Source organism: Streptomyces sp. NPDC015242, from assembly GCF_043079125.1.
GTDB lineage: Bacteria > Actinomycetota > Actinomycetes > Streptomycetales > Streptomycetaceae > Streptomyces.
The window spans coordinates 578,650-602,796 of the sequence record NZ_JBIBUF010000005.1 but is presented as its reverse complement, the minus strand read 5'-3'; the positions used below and the strand labels follow the sequence as shown (position 1 = coordinate 602,796).

Annotated in this window: 17 protein-coding genes; 12 read left to right on the top strand and 5 right to left on the bottom strand. The window is 71.1% G+C overall.

Annotated elements, in window-relative coordinates:
* The first annotated feature begins 10 nt into the window (after positions 1–10).
* From ACF07N_RS20295 to ACF07N_RS20285, 3 genes are all read left to right on the top strand, one after another.
* The gene (locus ACF07N_RS20295; RefSeq protein ID WP_392114712.1) at positions 11–2,032 is read left to right on the top strand and encodes an IucA/IucC family protein; all 2,022 of its coding nucleotides are present in this window, start codon (positions 11–13) and stop codon (positions 2,030–2,032) included.
* 233 nt (positions 2,033–2,265) lie between these two features.
* Positions 2,266–3,222, top strand: coding sequence for a GNAT family N-acetyltransferase (locus ACF07N_RS20290; RefSeq protein ID WP_392114709.1), 957 nt, complete (start codon positions 2,266–2,268; stop codon positions 3,220–3,222).
* A 253-nt stretch (positions 3,223–3,475) separates the two neighbouring features.
* Positions 3,476–5,458: an ATP-dependent DNA helicase gene (locus ACF07N_RS20285; protein WP_392114706.1), complete on the top strand. Its 1,983-nt coding sequence runs from the start codon at positions 3,476–3,478 to the stop codon at positions 5,456–5,458.
* 318 nt (positions 5,459–5,776) lie between these two features.
* On the opposite strand, the gene lexA is transcribed toward ACF07N_RS20285, so the two are convergent.
* Positions 5,777–6,556 (bottom strand): transcriptional repressor LexA, encoded by a 780-nt coding sequence (lexA, locus tag ACF07N_RS20280; RefSeq protein ID WP_383330786.1) that lies wholly within the window; start codon positions 6,554–6,556, stop codon positions 5,777–5,779.
* 633 nt (positions 6,557–7,189) lie between these two features.
* On the opposite strand from lexA, the gene nrdR reads away from it, so the two are divergent.
* Positions 7,190–7,750 (top strand): transcriptional regulator NrdR, encoded by a 561-nt coding sequence (nrdR, locus tag ACF07N_RS20275; protein WP_383330783.1) that lies wholly within the window; start codon positions 7,190–7,192, stop codon positions 7,748–7,750.
* A gap of 164 nt (positions 7,751–7,914) precedes the next feature.
* A complete protein-coding gene (locus ACF07N_RS20270) occupies positions 7,915–10,806 on the top strand; it encodes a vitamin B12-dependent ribonucleotide reductase (RefSeq protein WP_383330780.1) in 2,892 nt (963 codons plus the stop codon).
* 132 nt (positions 10,807–10,938) lie between these two features.
* On the opposite strand, the gene ACF07N_RS20265 is transcribed toward ACF07N_RS20270, so the two are convergent.
* Positions 10,939–11,472 (bottom strand): TerD family protein, encoded by a 534-nt coding sequence (locus ACF07N_RS20265; RefSeq protein ID WP_392114701.1) that lies wholly within the window; start codon positions 11,470–11,472, stop codon positions 10,939–10,941.
* A 154-nt stretch (positions 11,473–11,626) separates the two neighbouring features.
* On the opposite strand from ACF07N_RS20265, the gene ACF07N_RS20260 reads away from it, so the two are divergent.
* The 3 genes from ACF07N_RS20260 (at position 11,627) to ACF07N_RS20250 (ending at position 13,982) form a co-directional block, all read left to right on the top strand.
* A complete protein-coding gene (locus tag ACF07N_RS20260) occupies positions 11,627–12,232 on the top strand; it encodes a YdbC family protein (RefSeq protein WP_383330774.1) in 606 nt (201 codons plus the stop codon).
* 172 nt (positions 12,233–12,404) lie between these two features.
* Entirely contained in the window at positions 12,405–13,064 is a 660-nt protein-coding gene (locus ACF07N_RS20255; protein ID WP_392114698.1) for a histidine phosphatase family protein, read from the top strand.
* Between the two features lie 12 nt (positions 13,065–13,076).
* Positions 13,077–13,982: an ADP-ribosylglycohydrolase family protein gene (locus ACF07N_RS20250; RefSeq protein WP_392114695.1), complete on the top strand. Its 906-nt coding sequence runs from the start codon at positions 13,077–13,079 to the stop codon at positions 13,980–13,982.
* Positions 13,983–14,344: 362 nt separating this feature from the next.
* On the opposite strand, the gene ACF07N_RS20245 is transcribed toward ACF07N_RS20250, so the two are convergent.
* Positions 14,345–15,895 (bottom strand): MFS transporter, encoded by a 1,551-nt coding sequence (locus ACF07N_RS20245; protein ID WP_392114692.1) that lies wholly within the window; start codon positions 15,893–15,895, stop codon positions 14,345–14,347.
* 190 nt (positions 15,896–16,085) lie between these two features.
* On the opposite strand from ACF07N_RS20245, the gene ACF07N_RS20240 reads away from it, so the two are divergent.
* From ACF07N_RS20240 to ACF07N_RS20230, 3 genes are all read left to right on the top strand, one after another.
* Complete coding sequence (locus ACF07N_RS20240) at positions 16,086–16,703, top strand: TetR/AcrR family transcriptional regulator (protein ID WP_392114689.1); 618 nt, start codon at positions 16,086–16,088, stop codon at positions 16,701–16,703.
* 81 nt (positions 16,704–16,784) lie between these two features.
* Entirely contained in the window at positions 16,785–17,486 is a 702-nt protein-coding gene (locus ACF07N_RS20235; protein WP_392114686.1) for a ribonuclease HII, read from the top strand.
* A 68-nt stretch (positions 17,487–17,554) separates the two neighbouring features.
* Positions 17,555–18,184, top strand: a complete 630-nt coding sequence (locus ACF07N_RS20230; protein ID WP_392114683.1) for a hypothetical protein — start codon at positions 17,555–17,557, stop codon at positions 18,182–18,184.
* A 489-nt stretch (positions 18,185–18,673) separates the two neighbouring features.
* On the opposite strand, the gene ACF07N_RS20225 is transcribed toward ACF07N_RS20230, so the two are convergent.
* Both ACF07N_RS20225 and ACF07N_RS20220 read right to left on the bottom strand, forming a co-directional pair.
* Positions 18,674–19,288 carry a hypothetical protein gene (locus ACF07N_RS20225; protein WP_311688392.1) on the bottom strand — a complete coding sequence of 205 codons (615 nt, stop codon included), beginning with the start codon at positions 19,286–19,288 and terminating at the stop codon, positions 18,674–18,676.
* A 348-nt stretch (positions 19,289–19,636) separates the two neighbouring features.
* Complete coding sequence (locus ACF07N_RS20220; protein WP_392114680.1) at positions 19,637–21,802, bottom strand: RecQ family ATP-dependent DNA helicase; 2,166 nt, start codon at positions 21,800–21,802, stop codon at positions 19,637–19,639.
* Positions 21,803–22,331: 529 nt separating this feature from the next.
* Between ACF07N_RS20220 and ACF07N_RS20215 the strand changes: the two genes are divergently transcribed.
* Positions 22,332–24,026 (top strand): DUF4192 family protein, encoded by a 1,695-nt coding sequence (locus ACF07N_RS20215; RefSeq protein ID WP_392114677.1) that lies wholly within the window; start codon positions 22,332–22,334, stop codon positions 24,024–24,026.
* Positions 24,027–24,147 lie beyond the last annotated feature (121 nt).

The window sequence follows — 24,147 nt, the reverse complement described above, 5'->3', positions numbered from 1 at the left end:
GGTATCCGCCTTGAACGCCACCCCCGAGCCCGACGGCCACGCCCCGACGTGGGCAGGCACCTCCGACGACACTCGACAGCCCGAGGCGTCGGCGGCACCCACGGTGCCTCGTCAGAGGCCCGGAGCAGTAGGACTCGGACCGGGGAGGGCAGGCGACCCTGCCACTGACCTCCTGTGTCACCCCTCTCCCCATCTCGTCGCGCAGTCGGCAGCCGTCGAAACGCTGCTGCGCTGCTGGGTCCGGGAGACCGGCCAGGCCGCCCCCCTCGACAACATCCTCCGCATCCCCCTCCCCGCCAGCGGCACGTCCCTCCTCGCCCCGGTTGTCCACTGGTCCCCGGCAGGCTGGCATCGCTTCGGACTCCCGCGCCTGGCCGACGCTCCCGACGACGCCCCGCCGGCCGACGCCGTCCTGGTCGCAGCGCTGCTCGCCAGGGAGAGCCCGACCGTCGGCTCTGCCCTCGCGGGCACCCCCGGCACCCCCGGCACCCCCGGCACCCCCGGCGCCATGGCCGGCAGCGTCGCGCCGGACGGCGACAACGGTGCCGCTCTCGTCGCGGGAGTCGCCGACTCCCTGCGCCGCGTCACCACCTTCGTCAGCGACCGCCGGGAACACCCTGCCGACATCCCCGACCTCTTCCTCGCCGCCGAACAGGCACTTCTCCTCGGGCACCCTCTGCACCCCACACCCAAGAGCCGCGAAGGCCTCGCCGAGTCCGAAGCCCGGCGGTACTCACCCGAACTGCGCGGTTCCTTCCCCCTGCACTGGATGGCTGTCGCCCCCTCCGCCCTCGCCACCGACTCCTGCTGGACCGAACGCGGCTGTCCGGTCTCGGCCTCCCGTCTCACCGCCCGCCTGGCCGGGCCCGGACTGCCGCTGCCCGACGGCCACGCGCTGCTGCCCCTGCACCCCTGGCAGGCCCGCGAGATCCGCCACCGTCCCGAAGCCGCCGCCCTGCTGGACGACGGGCAACTCCGCGACCTGGGCCCCCACGGGGCACCCTGGCACCCCACCTCCTCCGTACGCACCGTGTACCGGTCCGGCGCCCCCGCGATGTTGAAGCTGTCCCTGGGGCTCCGCATCACCAACTCCCGTCGAGAGCACTTGCGCAAAGAGCTCCACCGCGGCGTCGAAGTCCACCGCCTGCTTCGCGGCGGCCTCGGACAGCAGTGGCGGGCCGCGCACCCGGGCTTCGACATCGTGCGCGACCCGTCCTGGATCGCCGTGGACGGGCCCGACGGCGTTCCGGTGCCCGGACTGGACGTGGTGATCCGCCACAACCCGTTCAGCGCCTCGGACGATGTCTCCTGCGTAGCTGGACTCGTCTCGCAGCGCCCCTCTTGGCACGCCCGGCCGGATACGGCTTCGGAGCGGCGCGCGCACCAGGATCACGCCCTGGTCTTCAGGTCCCGGCTCGCCGAGGTCGTCACCGGCATCGCCCGTCGCACCGGCCGGCCTCGCGGAGCGGTCTCCGCCGAGTGGTTCCTGCGCTATCTGGAGCACGTCGTCCGTCCCGTCCTCTGGCTGGACGGCGAGGCAGGCATCGCCCTGGAGGCGCATCAACAGAACACCCTCGTCCTGCTGGACGGCGAGGGCTGGCCCACGGGGGGCCGCTACCGCGACAACCAGGGCTACTACTTCCGCGAATCCGGACGCGCGGAGCTCGACGGCCGACTGCCCGGCATCGGGCAGCGGAGCGACACCTTCGTCCGGGACGAGATCGCCGACGAGCGCCTCGCCTACTACCTGGGCGTCAACAACGTATTCGGCCTCGTCGGCGCCTTCGGTTCACAAGGGCTGGCGGACGAGCGGCTGCTGCTCGCCGCCTTCCGACGCTTCCTCGGAAGCCTCGCCGCTGGGCCGACCCGGCTGCGCACCTCCCTCCCCGCCCTGCTGCTGGACTCGCCTGTGTTGCGCTGCAAGGCCAACTTGCTCACCCGGCTGCATGGTCTCGACGAACTCGTGGGCCCGGTCGACACCCAGTCCGTCTACGTCACCATCGCCAACCCCCTGCACTGCGGATCCGCCTGACCTCCGCTGACCATGACCGACCTCCTTCATTCCTAGAGGACATGCCCCATCCACCTTTCTGAGAGGAGCGTGTGGTGCCCTCCGCCGATCCGTCCTCCCCTGCCGGCGGCGCCGACCCCGCCGGCCATGCTGTCCAGTCGGGCAACGCTGCCCTCCCCGGCAACGCGGTCCCTGCTGGCCACGCTGTCCCCGCCGGCAACGCCATCCCTCCGGATGCGGCCGATCCGGCTGCTGTGGCTGTGCCACCGGGCGCGGTTGCCCTTCCCGGCGCGGTCGCCCGTGCCGGAGGCGTCGCCACCGCCGAGACCGAGGCCCGTGCCGGAGGCGTCGCCGCCGAGACCGAGGCCCGCCCCGGCGATGAGCCCGGGTTCCGGGACCAGCCCTGTCGCGCTCCTGGCTTCGGCGTCGAGCAGGATCCCGGCAGGGCCACAAGCGGGGGTTCCGACGACGGGGGATCCAACGAGGACACCATGGACCTCCAGCTGACGGACGAGTTCCTCGCCCTGGTCGCGGCGGAGACCCCCGACGCCGCGGGGGCGGAACGGGAGTACGGCCGGCATCGCACAGCTGTGCCCGCCTCCCTCGGCGGACCCCGTGCAGGCTCCCGCATGCCGTACGACGACCTCTTGGACCACGTGGCCGACTGGGGTCCGACCGATACCCCTGCGGGCGTGTTCCACCTCGTCCCCGTGCGCCTCGAACGGGACCTGCCGCTCATCAGCCGATGGATGAACGACCCTGCCGCCGCGGAGTTCTGGGAACTGTCAGGGCCGCCCGGCGTGACCGAGGACCACCTGCGGGCTCAACTCGCCGGTGACGGCCGCAGCGTGCCGTGCGTCGGCGTGCTGGGCGGAGCGCCGATGAGCTACTGGGAGATCTACCGAGCGGACCTTGACCCGCTGGCCCGTCACTATCCCGCCCGGCCCCATGACACGGGACTCCACCTCCTGGTCGGTGGCGTCACCCACCGCGGGCGAGGTCTCGGGAGTCTCCTGCTCAGGGCCGTCGCCGATCTCGTTCTCGCGCGGCGTCCCTCCTGCGCGCGCGTCATCGCGGAACCCGACATTCGCAACACCCCCTCCGTCGCCGCTTTCCTGACCGCCGGCTTCCGGTTCTCCGCCGAGGTCGACCTGCCCGCCAAGCGGGCCGCCCTCATGGTCCGGGACCGGCCACTCCGGCATCTTCTGTAGCGCTGTGTCACCACGCAATCACTCATTGAACGTGGCGGGCGTAGACGCGGTTCCCGCCGATCCCGACCATTTCTCCGATCACCGGCCGCGTCGCGGCACCATGCCTCACTGTCGCTCGTCTCACCGCACAGCTCACGGCCCGTGCGCGCCGCGCCACCGCCCTCCCCGTCGAGGAGTCCACGGTCTTGATCCCGCCGCCCGTCCCCGCCTTGATCACCCGTTTGTCAGTGCCGGGCCGTAGGGTGGTCGCGCTATGACGAAGCCCTCACTCCCCGAACTCCTGCATGCTGCCGTCACCGCCGTCGGCGGTACGGAGCGTCCCGGCCAGGTGGCCATGGCCGAGGCCGTGGCGGAAGCGATCGACGACGGTTCCCACCTGCTGGTCCAGGCCGGCACCGGCACCGGCAAGTCGCTCGGTTACCTGGTGCCCGCGCTCGCGCACGGGGAGCGAGTGGTCGTCGCGACGGCCACCCTGGCCCTGCAGCGCCAGCTCGTGGAGCGCGACCTGCCGAGAACGGTCGAGTCGCTGCACCCGCTGCTGCGCCGCCGGCCGGAGTTCGCGATGCTGAAGGGCCGGTCGAACTACCTCTGTCTGCACCGCCTCCACGAGGGTGTCCCGCAGGACGAGGAGGACGGCCTCTTCGACCAGTTCGAGGCGGCCGCCCCCACCAGCAAGCTCGGGCAGGACCTGCTGCGGGTGCGGGACTGGGCGGACGAGACGGAGACCGGCGACCGCGACGACCTCACCCCCGGTGTCTCCGACCGTGCCTGGGGCCAGGTGTCCGTCTCGTCGAGGGAGTGCCTGGGCGCGTCCAAGTGCGCCTACGGTGCGGAGTGCTTCGCCGAGATGGCCCGGGAGCGGGCCAAGCTCGCCGAGGTCGTCGTCACCAACCACGCCCTGCTCGCCATCGACGCCATCGAGGGCGCCCCGGTCCTGCCGCAGCACGAGGTGCTGATTGTCGACGAGGCGCACGAGCTGGTCTCGCGAGTCACCGGTGTCGCCACCGGCGAGCTCACCCCCGGCCAGGTCAACCGCGCGGTGCGCCGCGCCGCGAAGCTCGTCAACGAGAAGGCCGCGGATCAGTTGCAGACCGCCGCCGAGGGGTTCGAGCGGCTCATGGAGCTGGCGCTGCCGGGCCGGCTGGAGGAGATTCCCGAGGATCTCGGGTACGCGCTGATGGCGCTCCGCGACGCGTGCCGCACGGTCATCTCCGCGATGGGCGCGACCCGGGACAAGTCCGTCCAGGACGAGGACGCGGTGCGCAAGCAGGCCCTGGCCGCCGTGGAGAACGTCCACGACGTCGCGGAGCGGATCACGAACGGCTCCGAGTGGGACGTGGTCTGGTACGAGCGCCACGACCGGTTCGGTGCCTCACTGCGCGTCGCCCCGATGTCCGTCTCGGGGCTGTTGCGGGAGAAGCTCTTCACGGACCGCTCCGTGGTGCTGACCTCGGCGACGCTGAAGCTGGGCGGCGACTTCAACGGAGTGGGAGCCTCCCTGGGCCTCGCCCCGGAGGGTACCGAGGGCGACGATGTCCCGAAGTGGAAGGGCATCGACGTCGGCTCCCCCTTCGACTACCGCAAGCAGGGCATTCTGTACGTCGCCAAACACCTGGCACGCCCCGCGCGGGACGGCGACCGCGCGGACATGCTCGACGAGCTCACCGAGCTGATCCAGGCCGCCGGCGGACGCACCCTGGGCCTGTTCTCCTCCATGAGGGGTGCCCAGGTGGCCGCCGAGGAGCTGCGGTCGCGGATCCCGGAGTTCCCGATCCTCCTCCAAGGCGAGGAGACGCTCGGCGAGCTCATCAAGAACTTCGCGGCGGACCCCAGGACCTGCCTCTTCGGCACGCTGTCGCTGTGGCAGGGCGTCGACGTCCCCGGACCCAGCTGTCAACTGGTCGTCATGGACAAGATCCCGTTCCCGCGCCCCGACGACCCGCTGATGAGCGCCCGCCAGAAGGCCGTGGAGGAGGCGGGAGGCAACGGCTTCATGGCGGTCGCCGCCACGCACGCCGCGCTTCTCATGGCACAGGGAGCCGGCCGCCTTGTCCGGGCTTCGGGCGACCGGGGCGTGGTCGCCGTGCTGGACCAGCGGCTGGCCACGGCCCGGTACGGCGGGTACCTGAAAGCGTCGCTTCCCGACTTCTGGTACACGACGGACCGCAACCAGGTCCGCAAGTCGCTGGCGGCCATCGACGCGATGGCGAAGCAGACGGAGGAAACGGCCGGATGACTCCCGGGCTGCGGCCTGCGGCGCACGGGCCGTAGGCCGACCCCAGGCCGAGCGGGACCCCGGGCCGAGCGGGACCCCGGGCCGAGCGGGACGCCGAGCCGGCACGTCGGACCGGCCTGGAGGACTTGCGCGAGTCCTGGGGCTCACGGGTCCGCACGGCGGGGCCTGGGACAGTGGAGGCCCGGACGGCGCCGCCCTCGGCTGGGGGCCCGGGACCGTACGCCCCCCGGACAGCGCAGGACCCCGGAACCGGCGCAGGGGTTCCGGGGCCCGGTCAGAGGGTGGGCCTGGGCGGCCCGCCCGACGCGGTGCGCGCTGTCAGACGCGGCGCAGCACGGCCACCACCTTGCCGAGGATGGTCGCGTCGTCGCCGGGGATCGGCTCGTAGGCCGCGTTGTGCGGGAGGAGCCAGACATGGCCGTCCTCGCGCTTGAACCGCTTGACCGTGGCTTCTCCGTCCAGCATGGCGGCCACGATGTCGCCGTTCTCGGCGACCGGCTGGCGGCGGACCGTGACCCAGTCGCCGTCGCAGATGGCGGCCTCGATCATCGAGTCACCGACGACCTTCAGAACGAACAGCTCGCCGTCACCGACGAGCTGGCGGGGCAGCGGGAAGACGTCCTCGACGGACTCCTCGGCGAGGATCGGGCCACCGGCGGCGATCCGGCCGACCAGCGGCACGTACGACGCGGCCGGCTTGCCCGCGGTGTCGGTGGGCTGCACCGACGCGGCCTGGTCGGAGCCGCGCACCTCGTAGGCGCGGGGGCGGTGCGGGTCCCGGCGCAGGAAGCCCTTGCGCTCCAGTGCCATCAGCTGGTGCGCGACCGAGGACGTGCTGGAGAGGCCGACGGCCTGGCCGATCTCACGCATCGACGGCGGGTAGCCGCGCCGCTGGACGGAGTCCCTGATCACCTCGATCACGCGGCGCTGGCGGTCTGTGAGGCCCGAGCTGTCCGCCCGGATGCCGGGAGGTCGGCCCGGCAGGGAGCGCTTGTGCCCCTCAGGGTTCGTGGCTTCGTTCATCGCATGCACCGGCTCCAGTCGGCCCTGGGAGCGGTCCTGTCCAGTGATGGTGACACTGTCTGCGGTGGTGGTCACGTCGGCCCCTCTCGATGGTCTCCCTGCTGGACAACGGTAGTTGCTTTCGAAAGGTTGCGCCAAACACACGTTCGAGTGAAAAAATGCGAATTGCCGGACGCGATCGCATGTCCGGGTGTATTGGCGGCCAGGCCACCTGGCGGGCAAAAGGGTCCATTGCTGTACTCTTCACCGCCGGGGTGATCGCCTCGTGGACTGTTGCCCCAGTCTGCCATCCGGCATGCCCCTGCCCCGGGACCGGCCCTCATCTGTGCGGGAGTCCCACGTCCCCTTTGCGCGGCGCCCACCGTATCTCCGCATGTGCCGCAGCGATACGGCCGTGCACGAACCGGGGCGTCCGCGTGCGGGCGGAAGGCTGCGCTCCGGGCGAGTGCGACGGTCCGGGAGCGACACGCGGGAGCGGAGTGGTTCCGCCGGGCGGGTGTCACCTGCGGCTACGTGTGCGACACGCGCGTGCGGCGTGGATGTATGAGCCAATCCCCACATCTAGTGGTTGGATTGCAGCAGCAGCCCACAAGTTGTGGTCCCCCCGGTCTTCGCGGCCATGGTCATCGCCTATGCTTGGGGCTGCTTCGTGGGGCGCATGACGTCCGGCGAGGCTATTGAGTCTGCTGTGAGGAGGGTTGGGAGAACATGCACTGCCCCTTCTGCAGGCACCCCGACAGCCGGGTCGTCGACAGCCGTACGACCGATGACGGCACGTCGATCCGCAGACGCCGCCAGTGTCCCGACTGCTCCCGTCGTTTCACGACCGTGGAGACGTGCTCGCTCATGGTGGTGAAGCGGTCCGGCGTCACCGAACCCTTCAGTCGCACGAAGATCATCAATGGTGTGCGCAAGGCGTGCCAGGGGCGGCCCGTCACCGAGGACGCGCTGGCCCAGCTGGGCCAGCGGGTCGAGGAGGCGGTGCGGGCCACCGGAAGCGCCGAGCTGACCACCCACGACGTGGGGCTGGCCATACTCGGCCCGTTGCAGGAACTCGATCTCGTCGCCTATCTGCGCTTCGCCTCCGTCTACCGGGCCTTCGACTCGCTCGAGGACTTCGAGGCGGCCATCGCGGAGCTCAGGGAAGGGACGGGGCGCCCCGACGCGGACGACGGCGACCGCGGGGACACGGGTGCGGGGAGCCAGGAAGACGACGGCGGGCCCGGAGGGACGGCACACGTCCCCGAGCCCGCAGGCGCCGCCGACTGACCGGCGGGCCGGACCCGGAAGGCAGCTCCGGGACCGGCCGGGCGGCGGCGATGTGAAGACCTGTTGCGGGCGATGTGAGTGGGTGCCCGCAGCATCAGACAGAACACCGTGCACCGGGAACAACGGGGCACTTCAGGGCGTTTTCGCCCGTACAGGGAGGCGGCATGACAGAGACGGCGAGCGGTCCGGCACGGAGTTCCCGCGCCAAGAGCCCCAAGGCGAGCAAGGGCCTGCGTATCGAGCGCATCCACACCACCCCTGGGGTCCACCCCTATGACGAGGTGGCCTGGGAGAGCCGTGACGTCGTCATGACCAACTGGCGCGACGGCTCGGTCAACTTCGAGCAGCGCGGCGTCGAGTTTCCCGACTTCTGGTCGGTGAACGCGGTCAACATCGTCACCAGCAAGTACTTCCGCGGTGCCGTCGGCACCCCGCAGCGCGAGACCAGCCTCAAGCAGCTGATCGACCGCATCGTGAAGACGTACCGGAAGGCCGGTGAGGACCACAAGTACTTCGCCTCGCCCGCCGACGCCGAGATCTTCGAGCACGAGCTCGCGTACGCCCTCCTGCACCAGATCTTCAGCTTCAACAGCCCTGTCTGGTTCAACGTCGGCACCAAGCAGCCCCAGCAGGTCTCCGCCTGCTTCATCCTGTCCGTCGACGACTCCATGGAGTCGATCCTCGACTGGTACAAGGAAGAGGGCATGATCTTCAAGGGCGGCTCCGGCGCCGGCCTGAACCTCTCCCGGATCCGCTCCTCCAAGGAGCTGCTGTCCTCCGGTGGCAACGCCTCCGGTCCGGTCTCCTTCATGCGCGGCGCCGACGCCTCCGCAGGAACGATCAAGTCCGGTGGCGCCACCCGCCGCGCCGCCAAGATGGTCGTCCTCGACGTCGACCACCCGGACATCGAGGACTTCATCGAGACCAAGGTCAAGGAAGAGGAGAAGATCCGCGTCCTGCGCGACGCCGGCTTCGACATGGACCTGGGCGGCGACGACATCACGTCCGTCCAGTACCAGAACGCCAACAACTCGGTCCGCGTGAACGACGAGTTCATGACGGCGGTCGAGCAGGGCGGCCAGTTCGGCCTGCGGGCCCGGATGACCGGCGAGGTCATCGAGGAGGTCGACGCCAAGCAGCTGTTCCGCAAGATCGCGGAGGCCGCCTGGGCGTGCGCCGACCCCGGCATCCAGTACGACGACACGATCAACAACTGGCACACCTGCCCCGAGTCCGGCCGGATCACCGCGTCGAACCCGTGCAGCGAGTACATGCACCTGGATAACACGTCCTGCAACCTGGCCTCGCTGAACCTGATGAAGTTCCTCAAGGACGACGGCAAGGGCAACCAGTCCTTCCAGGCCGAGCGCTTCCAGAAGGTCGTCGAACTGGTCATCACCGCGATGGACATCTCCATCTGCTTCGCGGACTTCCCGACCCAGAAGATCGGCGAGAACACGCGCGCGTTCCGCCAGCTCGGCATCGGCTACGCCAACCTCGGCGCCCTGCTGATGGCCACCGGCCACGCCTACGACTCCGACGGCGGCCGCGCCCTCGCCGGCGCCATCACCTCCCTGATGACCGGCACGGCCTACCGCCGCTCCGCCGAGCTCGCCGCGGTCGTCGGCCCGTACGACGGCTACGCCCGCAACGCCGACGCCCACAAGCGCGTCATGAAGCAGCACTCGGACGCCAACGACAAGGCCGTCCGCATGGACGACCTGGACACCCCGGTGTGGGCCGCCGCCAGCGAGGCCTGGGGCGAGGTGCTGCGCCTGGGTGAGAAGAACGGTTTCCGTAACTCCCAGGCGTCCGTGCTGGCCCCGACCGGCACCATCGGCCTCGCGATGTCCTGCGACACCACCGGTGTCGAGCCCGACCTCGCGCTGGTCAAGTTCAAGAAGCTGGTCGGCGGCGGTTCGATGCAGATCGTCAACGGCACCGTGCCGCAGGCCCTGCGCCGCCTCGGCTACCTCGAGGAGCAGATCGAGGCGATCGTCGCCCACATCGCCGAGAACGGCAACGTGATCGACGCCCCGGGCCTCAAGCCCGAGCACTACGAGGTGTTCGACTGCGCCATGGGCGAGCGGGCCATCTCCCCGATGGGCCACGTCCGCATGATGGCCGCGATCCAGCCGTGGATCTCCGGCGCCATCTCCAAGACGGTCAACATGCCGGAGACGGCGACCGTCGAAGAGGTCGAGGAGATCTACTTCGAGGCCTGGAAGCTCGGCGTCAAGGCCCTCGCGATCTACCGCGACAACTGCAAGGTCGGCCAGCCCCTCTCCGCCAAGACCAAGGAGAAGGAGAAGGCGGAGATCACCGAGAAGGCCGAGGAGACCATCCGGACCGCGGTCGAGAAGGTCGTCGAGTACCGCCCGGTCCGCAAGCGCCTGCCGAAGGGACGCCCCGGCATCACCACGTCCTTCACCGTCGGCGGCGCCGAGGGCTACATGACCGCCAACTCCTACCCGGACGACGGTCTCGGCGAGGTCTTCCTGAAGATGTCCAAGCAGGGCTCGACCCTCGCGGGCATGATGGACGCCTTCTCCATCGCCGTCTCGGTCGGCCTCCAGTACGGGGTGCCGCTGGAGACGTACGTCTCGAAGTTCACGAACATGCGCTTCGAGCCGGCCGGTATGACGGACGACCCGGACGTGCGGATGGCGCAGTCGATCGTCGACTACATCTTCCGCCGCCTGGCGCTGGACTTCCTGCCCTTCGAGACGCGTTCCGCGCTCGGCATCCACTCCGCCGAGGAGCGCCAGCGCCACCTGGAGACCGGTTCGTACGAGCCGTCCGAGGACGAGGTCGACGTCGAGGGCCTGGCCCAGTCGGCGCCGCGCGCCCAGGAGCTCAAGGCCGTCTCCGTGCCGAAGACGGAAGAGGCGGCCAAGCCGGCGCCGCAGCAGGCCCACACCAGTGCCGAACTGGTCGAGATGCAGCTGGGCATCCAGGCCGACGCCCCGCTGTGCTTCTCCTGCGGCACGAAGATGCAGCGCGCCGGTTCCTGCTACATCTGCGAGGGCTGCGGCTCGACCAGCGGCTGCAGCTGACGCCCGGTGCCCGGCCCGTCGACCGGGCCGGGCACCTGAGCCGATGACAGAGGGGCACCGCCTTCGGGCGGTGCCCCTCTCGTCATCACGGCTTTCCGCGCGCGTCAGGCCGAAACGCGCAGGCCGGCGCGGTCAGGGCCGGCCCATCGCGCCCATCGTCCTGGTGAACGCCACCGGGTCGCCCTCGAAGCCGCGCAGCCCGGGCCGGAAGCGCCAGGGGCCGGTCCCCTCGCGGACGAACTCCGCGACCGTGGCCGCCGTGGCTCCCAGGACGCCGCCGAAGTCGTCCTCGGCGAGGACGTCGTACCCCTCACGAATGCGCAGGCCGGGGTTGACCACGCTGACGAAGGTGCGCTCCGCCGGGCGCTGCTGGATGACGACACCGACCACCACGCGCGCGTAGCGGGGATCGAGCCGCTCCAGTTCCAGGGTCATGACCTCGTCGAAGCCGAAGCCCTGACCGTCCTTGCTGTCCCGGTTGAGATAGATGGTGCCGTCGGGGGAGCGGCTGTCGAAGTGCACCACATAGGCGGGGTCGCCGTGCGGATCGTCCGCCGGATACGTCGCCGCGACGAGATCCAGGTCGGTGGAGGGCTGCCCCGCCGGACTCGGATCCCATCGCACCGCGATCTCGACCTTGCGCAGCCCCTTGTTGAGCCCGTCCACCGGTGTCCCCTTCCCCGTACCGACCCGACCGTCCACCCCAACTGGCGGGCGCTCACGACTGTTTGTCCATCCTGCCACGCGCGCGGGTGCCCGCGGGGCGGAGCGGTCCGGCCGAGAGTGACCGGCGCCACGCTCCTGGCCTTACCATGGCGCGGTGCTGGTCAAGTGGATTCGCTGCACCGTGGTGGACCGCCGCGGGTTCGAGCGGGGGCAGCGGAAGTGGGCGGGGCTTCTGGGGGAGCCGGGGTTTCGCGGGCAGGGGGGTGGCTGGAGCCGGAGGCGGCCGGACGTGGCGCACATCTTCGCGTTCTGGGAGAGCCGCGCCTTCTACGACTCGTTCATGGCCCGATCCCACGACCGGCTCGCCTCCGCACAGTCGGGCACCTTCAAGGACGCCCAGGTCAGGCTGTTCGACTACCGCTTCGACGTGAAGACCGGCTTCGAGCCGCGCTTCACGGACGCCGACCTGCTGCGCGTGGCGCTCTGCCGTGTCCACGAGGAGCGATCCGAGCACTTCGTGCTCATGCAGGAGAAGGTCTGGAACCCGGCGATGGCCGGTTCGCCCGGCATGGTGCGCGGGCTGTTCGGCGAGGCGCCGGGCCACGAGTACCTGGTGCTGTCGATGTGGCGTTCGGCCGCCGAGCACGGCAAGTACCGCACCGAACGGGTGGAGCGGCTCGCCCTGCGCGCCCAGACGGAGGCCGACGTGGCGGCGTTGACCGGTGACGTCGTGGACATGGAGCCGAGCTGGACCGTCTGACCGGGCCGGACGCGAGCGCCTCACCACCCGGCGCGAGCCGGGCCCGGCCCGGCCCCACCGGCCTTCGCCGCCTCGGTATGCGGGCGCCCGGAAGTGGGGAATCCGTGTGACCTACGCCGTATGGGCACGGTCCGGGTGCTCGGCGGGCCCTCACCCGATCTAGGGTTTTGGCATGGCACGACCACGGCGTATCGTCCTTGTCCGGCACGGCGAGTCAACGGGCAATGTTGATGACTCCGTGTACGAGCGTGAACCCGACCACGCCCTGGCCCTGACCGAGCGCGGTCGGCGGCAGGCGGAGGCGACCGGCGGGCAGCTGCGCGAGCTGTTCGGCCGCGAACGCGTCAGCGTCTACGTCTCCCCGTACCGGCGCACCCACGAGACGCTGCGCGCCTTCCACCTCGACCCCGCCCTCATACGCGTGCGCGAGGAGCCCCGGCTGCGCGAGCAGGACTGGGGAAACTGGCAGGACCGGGACGACGTCCGTCTGCAGAAGGCCTACCGGGACGCGTACGGCCACTTCTTCTACCGTTTCGCCCAGGGCGAGTCCGGCGCCGACGTCTACGACCGGGTCGGTGGCTTCCTGGAGAGCCTGTTCCGCAGCTTCGAGGACCCCGACCATCCGCCGAACGTCCTCATCGTGACCCACGGACTCGCCATGCGCCTGTTCTGCATGCGGTGGTTCCACTGGACGGTCGCGGAGTTCGAGTCGCTGTCGAACCCGGGGAACGGCGAGGTGCGGATGCTCGTTCTCGGGGAGGACGGCAAGTACACACTGGACCGGCCGTTCGACCGCTGGCGGGATCCCGAGCCGTACGGGATCTCCGGATAGAGTGGCAGGGCGATGACCTCCGACTTCTCCCCCGACGCGCGCCTGGGCCGTGCCCTGGCCGCCTTGCGCGGACTGTCCGTCGGGGATGCCCTGGGCTCCCAGTACTTCGTCCCGGTGAACTACCCGCTGCTGAAGCGCCGCGAGCTGCCGCCCGGACCCTGGCAGTGGACCGACGACACGGAGATGGCGAGTTCCGTCGTCGCCGTGCTGGCCGCCCACCATCGCATCGACCAGGACGCCCTGGCCGGGTCCTTCGCCGAGCACCACGACGTCGACCGGGGCTACGGGCCCGCGGTCAACCGCCTCCTGCGGCTCGTCCGGGAGGGCGGCGACTGGCGCGAGCTCGCCGCCGCGCTCTTCAACGGCCAGGGGTCCTGGGGCAACGGCGCGGCGATGCGGATCGCCCCGCTCGGTGCCTGGTACGCGGACGACCCGGAGCAGGCCACCCACCAGGCGGAGATCTCCGCCTACACCACCCACCAGCATCGCGAGGCCGTCGTCGGCGCCATGGCGGTCGCCGCGGCAGCGGCTTTCGCGGCGGCGCCGGGTGGACCGCCCGGCGCCGAGGCCCTCCTCGACGGAGTCATCGGTCTGGTGCCCAAGAGCGCGGTGGGTGCCGGGCTGCGCCGGGCCCGGGACATGCTCGACTACGGCGACGCCGCCACGGTCGGGGCGGTGCTGGGATGCGGGCGACGTACGACGGCCCACGACACGGTGCCCTTCGCCCTCTGGTCCGCAGCGAGGAGCCTCGGCGACTACGAGAAGGCGTTCTGGACGACCGCCCAGGTCGGCGGGGACGTCGACACGACGTGCGCCATCGTCGGTGGCGTGATCGCCGCCGGCAAGGCCGGGGCTCCACCCGCCCTGTGGGTGGAGCGGACCGAGGCCCTTCCGGACTGGGTGCCGACGGCTGCCTGAGCCCTGCCTCCACGGGCGCGTGACGAGTCGCGGCGCCTGCCCCCACCTTCCCGGGAACTCTCCGTACACCTCGGGAACTCTCCGTGACCGGCCGCTCGTTGTCGTGGCAACCGCCGTGCGGGGTCTCAGGAGCCAACGGACTGGGAAGCCCCGGCCGGGGGTGCTTGAAGGTGCTTGATGGAGCTTGACGGTGCTGGGGGGTGATCATGAGGGCGTTGCTCGGGGTGCTGCTGCTCCACTGGCTCGGCGTTGTCGCCCGCCGCCCAGGGAAGGAACCGGCCGGGAACCGGCCCGGCGGCTGCCGGCGGACCCGGGTCGGTCCTGCCGGCGAGCCGCGCGGGCCGGTCCGAGACGGCTCCGGGTCAGCCGACGCCCGGCCCGGCCGAGCCGGCGAGTGCCTCCAGGTCGCTCTTGCGGACCCGGATCACCAGCCATGCCGTGGCGACGGCGAGGACGGCCATGGCGGCGGCGGGGATGAAGGCCGTGGAAATGCCGTGCGCCAGCACCTCGTGACCCCAGGGCGCCGGCAGTTGATGGGTGCTGGCGAACTCCGCCTTCTGCTCGGCCGAGCCCTCGGCCATGAACTGCGGGAGCTGCTTCTCCGCCTCGTTCTTCGTCGCCGTGCCGAAGACCGTCGTCAGGATGGACAGGCCCAGTGCTCCGCCGACCTGCTGGGTGGCGTTGAGCAGCCCGGACGCGGCACCCGCCTCGTGCTGGGCGACCCCGGAGACGGCGGTGAGCGTCAGCGTGACGAAGTTCAGCCCCATGCCGAATCCGAACACCAGCATCGGACCGAGGACGCCGCCGACGTACGAACTGTCCGAGCTGATGAGCGCCTGCCAGGCCAGCCCGATCATCGCCAGGGCCGAGCCGGTGACCATGAACGGCTTGGGGCCGAGCACCGGCAGGAACCGTTGCGACAGACCCGCGCCCAGCGCGATCACGACCGTCACGGGCAGGAAGGCGAGCCCGGCTTCGATCGGCGTGTACCCGAGCACGTTCTGCACGAAGAGCACGATGTAGAAGAACATCCCGAACATCGCCGCGGCGAGACTGAGCATGATCACGTACGTGCCCGAGCGGTTCCGGTCGGCGAACATCCGCAGCGGCGTGATGGGCTCCTTGGCCCGCGACTCGACGACCGCGAAGGCCACCAGCAGCACCACCGCGGCGGCGAAGGATCCGATGGTGAGGCTGTCCCGCCAGCCCTCGTCCGCCGCGCGTATGAAGCCGTACACGAGCAACGCCATGCCGGCGGTCGAGGTAACCGCTCCCGCGATGTCGAAGCGTCCGGAGTGCCGCTCGGACTCCCCGATGTAGAGCGGTGTGAGTACGGCGATCAGGATGCCGATCGGCACGTTGACGAACAGCACCCAGCGCCAGTCGAGCCACTCGGTGAGCATGCCGCCCGCGAGCAGGCCGATCGCGCCGCCGCCGGCCGATACGGCGGCGAAGACACCGAAGGCCCGGTTGCGCTCCGGCCCCTCGGGGAACGTGGTGGTGATGAGCGCCAGGGAAGTGGGCGACGCGATCGCGCCTCCCACGCCCTGCAGGACACGTGCGGCAAGCAGCTGCCAGGGTTCCTGGGCGAGTCCGCCGAGCAGCGAGGCGAGCGTGAAGAGCAGGATACCGGCCATGAAGACACGGCGGCGGCCGAGGATGTCACCGGCGCGACCGCCGAGGAGCAGCAGGCCGCCGAAGGTGAGCGTGTAGGAGCTGACGACCCAGGTGAGGTCGGTGGTGCTGAACTGGAGCGCGTCTTGAATGTGCGGGAGCGCGATGTTCACAATCGTCGCGTCGAGTACCACCATGAGTTGGCAGGCCGCGATGACCGTGAGCGCGATGCCGGGGTGCCCCTCCCGGCGGGCCGCACCTGGCTTCTTCTGGTCCTTGAGCAATGGAGAGGTTGTCACTATGGGTCCCCCACGAGTGCCTTAGTGAACGCTCGCGTTCACTGTCGCGTCAACGGTAGTGAGTCCCCGACAGTGAACGCAAGCGTTCACTTAGGGCGGCGTCGTTCGGTGCGTCCCCCCCCCGTGGTGCCGTGCGGCGCGTTCCCCATCCCCGAAATCCCCGCTTCCTCTGCTCGCTGGAGAGAGACCGATGGCTACCCCGAGCTGGGCGGATGCCCCCGCTCAGACGGCCCGCCGCCGCGGCGCCGTGCTCGAACGCGCGATCCTCGACGCCGCGCTGGACCAACTCAGCACCGTCGGCTGGAACGGCCTGACGATGGAAGGTGTCGCCGCAGGAGCCCAGACCGGCAAGGCGGCGGTCTACCGGCGCTGGCCCTCCAAGGAGGACCTCGTCGCCGACGCCCTGCGTGCCGGACTGCCGGAGTTCGACGAGGCGCCCGACGAGGGGGGCGTGCGCGCCGACCTCCTCGCGCTGTGTCTGCGCGCTCGCGACGCGATGTTCTCCCGTCCCGGCTTCGCGCTTCGCTCAGTGATTCACGAATGCGACACGACTCAGGCCGAGCGCTTCCATGCGGTGATCTTCGAAGGCGTCGTACAGCCCACCCTCAAGATGCTCCGCGAAGTGATCGAGCGCGGCATCGCACGAGGCGAGGTGCGCCCCGACGCCGCGAACGGCTATGTCTTCGACGCCATCCCGGCCATGATGATGTACCGCTCCAAGATGTGCGGCTGCGAATGGCAGGGCGATGAAGTCGAGGAAATGATCGACCAGTTGATGGTTCCGCTGCTGCGCAAGGACGGCGCCTGACGCGAGTCGGTTCAAGGGGTCACCGCCTGGGGTGGGGCAGGGTGTCGCGGGCGATTCGGAGCGGCGTAACCTAGGGGCGCCATGCCGTACGAACCGCCTACTCACACCGTCGAGCGCTCCCTTCGAGCCACGACCGGAGCGAAGATCGTTGCAGGTGTCGACGAGGTGGGGCGCGGCGCGTGGGCCGGCCCCGTCACCGTCTGCGCTGCGATCACCGGACTGCGCCGACCGCCCGAGGGCCTCACCGACTCGAAGCTGCTCACCATCAAGCGGCGCACGGAGCTCGCCGAGACACTGCGGACGTGGGTGACCTCGTACGCCCTGGGGCACGCTTCCCCCGAGGAGATAGACGACCTCGGGATGACCGCCGCTCTCCGGCTCGCGGCGGAGCGTGCGCTCAACGCCTTGCCGGTCCGGCCCGACGCCGTCATCCTCGACGGCAAGCACGACTACCTCGGCGCGCCCTGGCGTGTCCGCACGGTGATCAAGGGCGACCAGTCGTGCGTGGCGGTCGCCGCGGCCTCGGTGATCGCCAAGGTGCAGCGCGACAAAATGATGGCCGAACTGGGTATCGACCATGCAGACTTCGGTTTTGCGGACAACGCCGGGTATCCATCACCCGTGCACAAGGCCGCACTGGCGGAGCGGGGCCCCACCCCCTACCACCGGTTGTCGTGGGCGTATCTTGATGCGCTGCCCCAGTGGCGGCACCTCAAGAAGGTCCGCAACTGGACGGACGGAAGTGTTCCGGAGATCGAGGGTCAGCTGGGCTTCGATTTCTGACGGTTTCGTTCGTACACATGCGCCACCCGCCGACGCGGGTCGTACCAACGTTTGATAAATATCAACTCATGCCTCTCATTCCCGAGGAGCCTCAGATTCACGAGAGCGCCCAGGGTCCCCGCGCCACTCCGGCCAGCGGCCGCACCGCGCCGACCCCTCGTCCCGTACCCGGCCCCCGTCCCGCGGCTCCGTCGCGTCCCGGTCGTCCCGGGCCTCTCCGGCCCGCACCGCCGGTGCAGCGAACCCCGCGTGAGGTGGCCGCCAAGCCCGCTTCGCCGGGCCCGAATGCCGGTGCCGCCGCACCGGCCACCCCTCAGATCCAGCTGATCCCGGCTTCCGTGGAAGGGGCGCTCGACGCCGCCGAGGAGGCCGTCGACCTGCTTCTGGACTCCGGTCGTGCCCCCGGTGACGTCCTGGTGATCACGACCGGGGAGCAGCATCCGTGGGCCACCCACGAGCTGTCCTTCGGTGAAGCCTCCTACTGGGCCCAGCACGACGCCCGCGACGACGTCTTCTACACGGACGCCACCGTCGCGTCCCGCGCCGCGTCCCGCCCGGTGGTCGTCGTCGCCGTCAACGGCGGTTCCGAGGCCGCGGCAGCGAGCGCGCTGGCCCTGGCCCACTCCCGGGCCGACGCCCTGTTGATCGTCTGCGGAGACCCGCAGCGGATCAACGCGGTGCTCGGCGCGGGCGTCTGAGCCTGCGCCGCAGGCTCCGCCGAGGTGTCGGCAGCTGACGTCGCACGGCGCTCTGGCGGTCCAGCACGGTGGGCGGCTCGGCCTGCCCGAGGGCGGAACGCCGTGGCGCCGAGGCGCGGAAGCTGTGTGGTGAAGGGGGTTTCGGGGAGGCCGTTCCGGAGGCTCCTTGCGCCCGGGTGATGTCGTCGGTGTGAGGGTCGGCGTGCTCTCCTTGCTGACGGACGCGGGGGTCGTGGGGCTCCGGTGAGCTGTGGGGCTCCGCGCCGAAGTGGTGTGGCCGCGGGGCCGAGCGGTGCTGCGGCTCCTGAGCGCTGCTGCGGCTCTCGTGGGTTGCCGCGCTCGCGAGGGCTGCCGCGGCAGCCGAGCGCGGCTCCGGCTGCGGCCCGAGCGTGGTCGCGGCTACGGCTACGGCTGTGTAGCGCCGCTGCGGGTGTGGGGCGCAGTCGCTCGGCTGTGGTCTCAGCGGATCGCGGCCGCCCGGCCGCTGTGTCAGCGTGCCGCAGCCGCGCGGCGCAGTATCTCGGATGCGGCACCGCCGGTGCGCGGCTGTGGCGGCGGTGCCTCCGACGTGGCGAACGGCTCCGGTGCCGAGGCGGAGTGCGGGCGGCGGCCGCCGCGGTCCTCGCCCAGGACCTGCCAGCCGTCACGGGTCAGCGTGATGTACGCCCCGCACCGCAGCCCGTGCAGGGTGCAGGCGTCGCGCAGCCCCCACATCCAGGCGCCGTCCTCCTCCGTCCAACGCGCGTCGCCCTCACGGCAGTACAGCAACACGGCGGTGCGCACCGGTGTGCGGCGCCGCAGGTCGTGGGGGATGATCCGGCGCAACTGCGCCAGCAGCACGTTGCGGAACATCCAGCCGTCGGCCGGGGCCGGGCGGCGGACGAACGAGGCGCTCGCCCGCAGCCGCTCGTCCGGATCGAGCACGGCGATGACGGCGGTCGCCGGCTGCGGATGATGCCGGGCGTGCAGTCCGCTGACCACCTCGCGGGGGCTGCGCAGCAGAGGGATCCCGGCGGCGGCCCATTCCGCGGGTTCGAGCAGGCGGTTGGCGGAAGCGGCGGATGTCGACGCCGCTGCCGAGGCCGGAGCGAATCCGAAGGTCACGGTCCTCCCTTCGGCTACGCGCCCACACTGCGGGCGGGGTCGGATTCCTGGGAGCGCGCACCGCAGGGAAGCCCTACCGGGCGGCGGACGAACCGTGCGGGGAGCGGACCTCAATTCTTCCTGTCGAACTTGAATGCGGCAACGAGCAATTGAGGCAGCCGACCGTTATCAGATGATGCGCGGCTAATATCCCCACCCCGTGTGCCGACCAGCCACCCATGGGGCGTTCGAGCACGACACGTTCGTACGCCACGCGGGCGTGCGGCGTCCAGAGGCGTGCCCGAGGAGGTGTGCGGTCGGCGCCTTACGACACGGCTGGCGCCTTCGACTCGGCCGGGGCATCGGCCGTCAACCCTGCACCGCCAGCACCAGCGGCAACACCCCCTGTGCGCCGGACCGCCGGAGCAGGCGGGCCGCGACCGCGAGGGTCCACCCGGTCTCCGTGTAGTCGTCGACCAGGAGGACCGGGCCCCTGGCCTCGGCGAGGGCGGCAGCCAGACCGGGCGGCACGGTCAGAGCGCCGTCGAGCGTCTTCAGTCGCTGGGCGCTGTTGCTGCGAGGGCCCGGACGCGTGTCACCGGTGTACTCGACAGTGCCCAGCAGCGGCAGCCTGCCGACCTCCGAGATGCGCGTGCCCAGGGAGTGGATCAGCCGGGGCCGGGTGCGCGACGCCACGGTCACCACGCCGATCGGGCGGGGCGGGGCGTCCGAGGCTCCCGAGGCCCAGCCGCCGGGGCCCCTGGCCCAGTCGGCCAGGACGTCCACGACGGCTTTCGCCACGTCGTCCGGTACCGGCTCGTCAGGTGCCTGGGGTGTGAGCAGGGGGCGCAGCCGGTTGCCCCAGCCGATGTCCGACAGACGGCCCAAGGCCCGTCCCGGCGCTGCCTGTTCGCCGGCCGGGATGCGTCCCTTGAGGTCCACTCCGATCGCCGGCAGCCCGGTCGGCCACATCCGGCGGGGCTCCACCTCCACACCCGCCCGTCCCAGGTCCACGCGCGCGGCGTCGAGCGCTTCCACGGACGTGTCGGCGGTGAACCGCGGTCCGGCGCAGTTGTCGCAGCGGCCGCACGGCTTCGCGGCCTCGTCGTCGAGCTGACGCTGGAGGAACTCCATGCGGCAGTCCGCCGTCGAAGCGTAATCGCGCATGGCCTGCTGCTCGGCCTCGCGCTGACGCGCCACCCACGCATACCGCTCGGCGTCGTACGTCCAAGGCTGCCCGGTCGCGATCCAGCCCCCCTTGACCCGCTTCACCGCGCCGTCCACGTCGAGGACCTTGAGCATGGTCTCCAGGCGGGAGCGGCGCAGCTCCACCAAAGGCTCCAGGGCGGGCAGCGACAGGGGCCTGTCCGAGCTCGCGAGGACGTCGAGCGTGCGGCGCACCAGTTCCTCGGAGGGGAAGGCGAGCGAAGCGAAGTACTTCCAGATCGCCTCGTCCTCCTTGCCCGGAAGCAGGAGCACCTCCGCGTGTTCGACACCACGCCCCGCGCGCCCCACCTGCTGGTAGTACGCGATGGGGGAGGAGGGCGAGCCGAGGTGCACCACGAAACCGAGGTCGGGCTTGTCGAAGCCCATGCCGAGCGCGGAGGTGGCGACCAGGGCCTTCACCTTGTTGGCGAGCAGGTCCTCCTCGGCCTGCTGGCGATCGGCGTTCTCCGTCTTGCCCGTGTACGAGGCGACCGTGTGTCCGCGCTGCCGCAGGAAGGCGGTGACCTCCTCGGCGGCGGCCACCGTGAGCGTGTAGATGATCCCCGAGCCCGGAAGGTCGTCGAGATGCTCGGCGAGCCAGGCCATCCGGTGCGCCGCGTCGGGGAGCCGCAGCACGCTCAGACTGAGGCTGTCCCGGTCCAGCGGCCCCCGCAGCACGAGGGCGTCCGAGCCGCCGCCCGTGCCGAGCTGCTCGGCGACATCCGCTGTCACGCGTGCGTTCGCCGTGGCGGTGGTCGCGAGCACCGGCACACCCGGGGGGAGGTCGGCGAGCATCGTGCGCAGTCGGCGGTAGTCCGGCCGGAAATCGTGGCCCCAGTCGGAGATGCAGTGCGCCTCGTCCACGACCAGCAGTCCGGTGGCAGCCGCGAGCCGGGGCAGGACCTGGTCGCGGAAGTCGGGGTTGTTGAGCCGCTCCGGGCTGACCAGCAGGACGTCGACCTCGCCCGCCGCGATCTCCTTCTGGATGCCTTCCCACTCCTCCGTGTTGGCGGAGTTGATGGTCCGGGCGTGGATGCCGGCCCGGGCCGCCGCGTCGACCTGGTTCCGCATGAGCGCGAGCAGCGGGGACACGATCACCGTGGGACCGCTGCCCTGCGCCCGCAGCAGCGAGGTCGCCACGAAGTACACCGCGGACTTGCCCCAGCCCGTGCGCTGGACGACCAGGGCACGGCGTCTGTCGGCGACCAGCGCCTCGATCGCCCGCCACTGGTCCTCGCGCAGCCGGGCCGCTCCCGAGTCGTCTCCGACGAGACGGGCAAGGACCGAGTCGGCCGCCGCCCGGAGATCCGCGTTGCTCGTGTGCTCCATGCGTCCCATACAACAGGACGGCAGTGACAGCGGCACGACGCCTGTGGACAGCGGACGCCCGCTATTTCCTCTGTCCCCCGTGTGACGTGTCCCTGATCGAGGTTATCCACAGGGGCAAGCGGAGTTCTGGCTTCCGCGAGATCGTCTTCGCATGACGAACCACGGCGAAACGACTGGATCCCCTGAAAACGGCGACATCGGTGGGTCCGGTGCACACGGCGCGCCTACGGCGGGCGCGCATCCGCAGAGCGGACGGCAGTACGGACGGCAGAACCGCCGGCAGAGCGGACCGAGGAGCGGACCTCAGAGCGAGCAAGAGAGCGGACCTCAGAGCGGGCTGAGCGGCGGACTGGTGAGCAGGCCGGGCGGCGCACAGGGAAGGGGGCCGGAGAGCGGGCAGCAGGGCGGACAGGGAAGCGGACAGGAACGGGCCGTGAGCAGCCGGACGGAGCGGGCAACGGGAACCGGGCTGGGGCAGGGAACGGATAGCGGGGAGGAACAGGGAACTGACAGCGGGCAGGAACGGGGAGTGGAAAGCGGACCGGACAAGCGGGCGGGTGACGCGGCAGGACCGCCCGTTCCCAGCCCGGCATACGGCAGCCACGGCGGCGAGCATCAAGTCACCCTGCGCACGCCGGCCGAGCTGGCCGACGCCCTGCCGTACCTGCTCGGTTACCGCCCGGAGGACAGCATCGTCCTGGTCGCCCTGCACGACAAGGACGGCCGGGGCCGGTTCGGGGGCCGGGCCCGGCTCGGTATCCCCGCCCACGAGGACGACTGGCCGTCCGCCGCCCGGCAACTGGCACACGGTCTGGTGAAGGGCAGCGAGCGCAGGGGAGTCCGCCCCGAGTCGATGGTGGCCTTCCTGTGCCAGGAGCCCGAGCCGGGCCAGACCGGCCGCCAGGTCATGGAGCGGCTGAGGCCACTGGCGCAGAGGTTGCGTGTGGAGTGCGGCTCACTCGACGTCGTGGTGGTCGAGGCCCTGTGCATCTCGGAAGGGCGCTACTGGTCGTACTGCTGCGACAACTCGGTCTGCTGCTCGCCCGAGGGAGCGCCCATGGGCCTGCCCGGCACCTCTGTGCTCGCTGCGGCGGCCGCCTACGCCGGTATCCAGGTCCGCGGCACGCTGCGGGAGCTGCGGGCCCGCTTGCAGCCCTGGGAGAGCGCGGCCGCCCTCGAGCAGGAGGCCGCCTTGGACACCGCGAGCATGGCGCTCGTCCCGCGCATTCTGGACGAGGCCGGCCGAACCGAGGTGGCCGACGAGACGCTCGCCCTCGCCGAGCGGATGCTGGACCGACTGGCACAGGCCCAGCCCGTCTCCGGCGTGCTCCTGGCAGACCTGCGCGATGACGAATTGATCGGGCAGGACGAGGCGGCCCGGCTGATCCTCGGTCTCCAGGACCGCTCGACGCGTGACCGCGCGGCCGAATGGATGGAAGGCGACGAGGCCGCGCACGCCCTGCGCCTCTGGCGATCTCTGGCCCGCCGCTGCGTCGGGCCCTACGGCGAACACGCCGCCGCGCCCCTCACTCTCGCGGGCTGGGTCGCATGGTCCACCGGCGACGAGCTGGAGGCACGGGAGGCCCTCGCGATGGCGCTGGGCGCCGACCCCGACTACCTCTTCGCCCGGCTGCTGCACCAGGCCTGCAACGAGGGGCTCGAACCCGAGTCGATCCGCCGCTGCCTGCGATCCGAGCGTGAGGGGAGGGGGCGTGGGCGTGCCACAGGTGCCGAGCCCGGTGTCCGAACTGAAGAAGCGGAAGCGCCGCAGAAGAGCACCCGAACCCGGCCGGAAACGCCGGAAGACGGTGCGCGAACCCAACCGATCGGCGGCGGAGCCGGACGGACCGACCCCGAACCCTCGACCGCCACGACGACCACCCGCCGTCGTCGCCGCCCCCGTTCCTCCGGCGCGGCATCCGGCGCGGCTTCCAACGCGGTGCCTGGCCGAACCCGCGCGGCTGGCCGTGCCCCCAACCCGCGCCCGTCCCACCGGCGTACGCCGACAGGGCCTACGCACCCCGCTGGTGCCCCCGAAGCCGGCACGCGCCCCGGTCGGGCGGCACCACCCAGGACCGCGCGGTTCGAGGGCGCGCCCGCGGGCAGCACGGGCGGGGCGTGTGTGTCGCACAAGGCCGTCGTGCCCAGTCAGGACAGTCAGGACAGTCAGGACAGGGGACGTGAGGACACGCGTTCCGGTCCGGCCGCGGTAGGTGAGGAGTGAGCGCCCGGGTGGCCACGGTGTGCGAGGGGCCGGGGAGCGGGCGTGACTCCTACGACGTCCCCACCGTTCACCTGAGTGGCGGAACGCCCGGACGGGGCGTGACGCCGCACCGCCCCTGCCT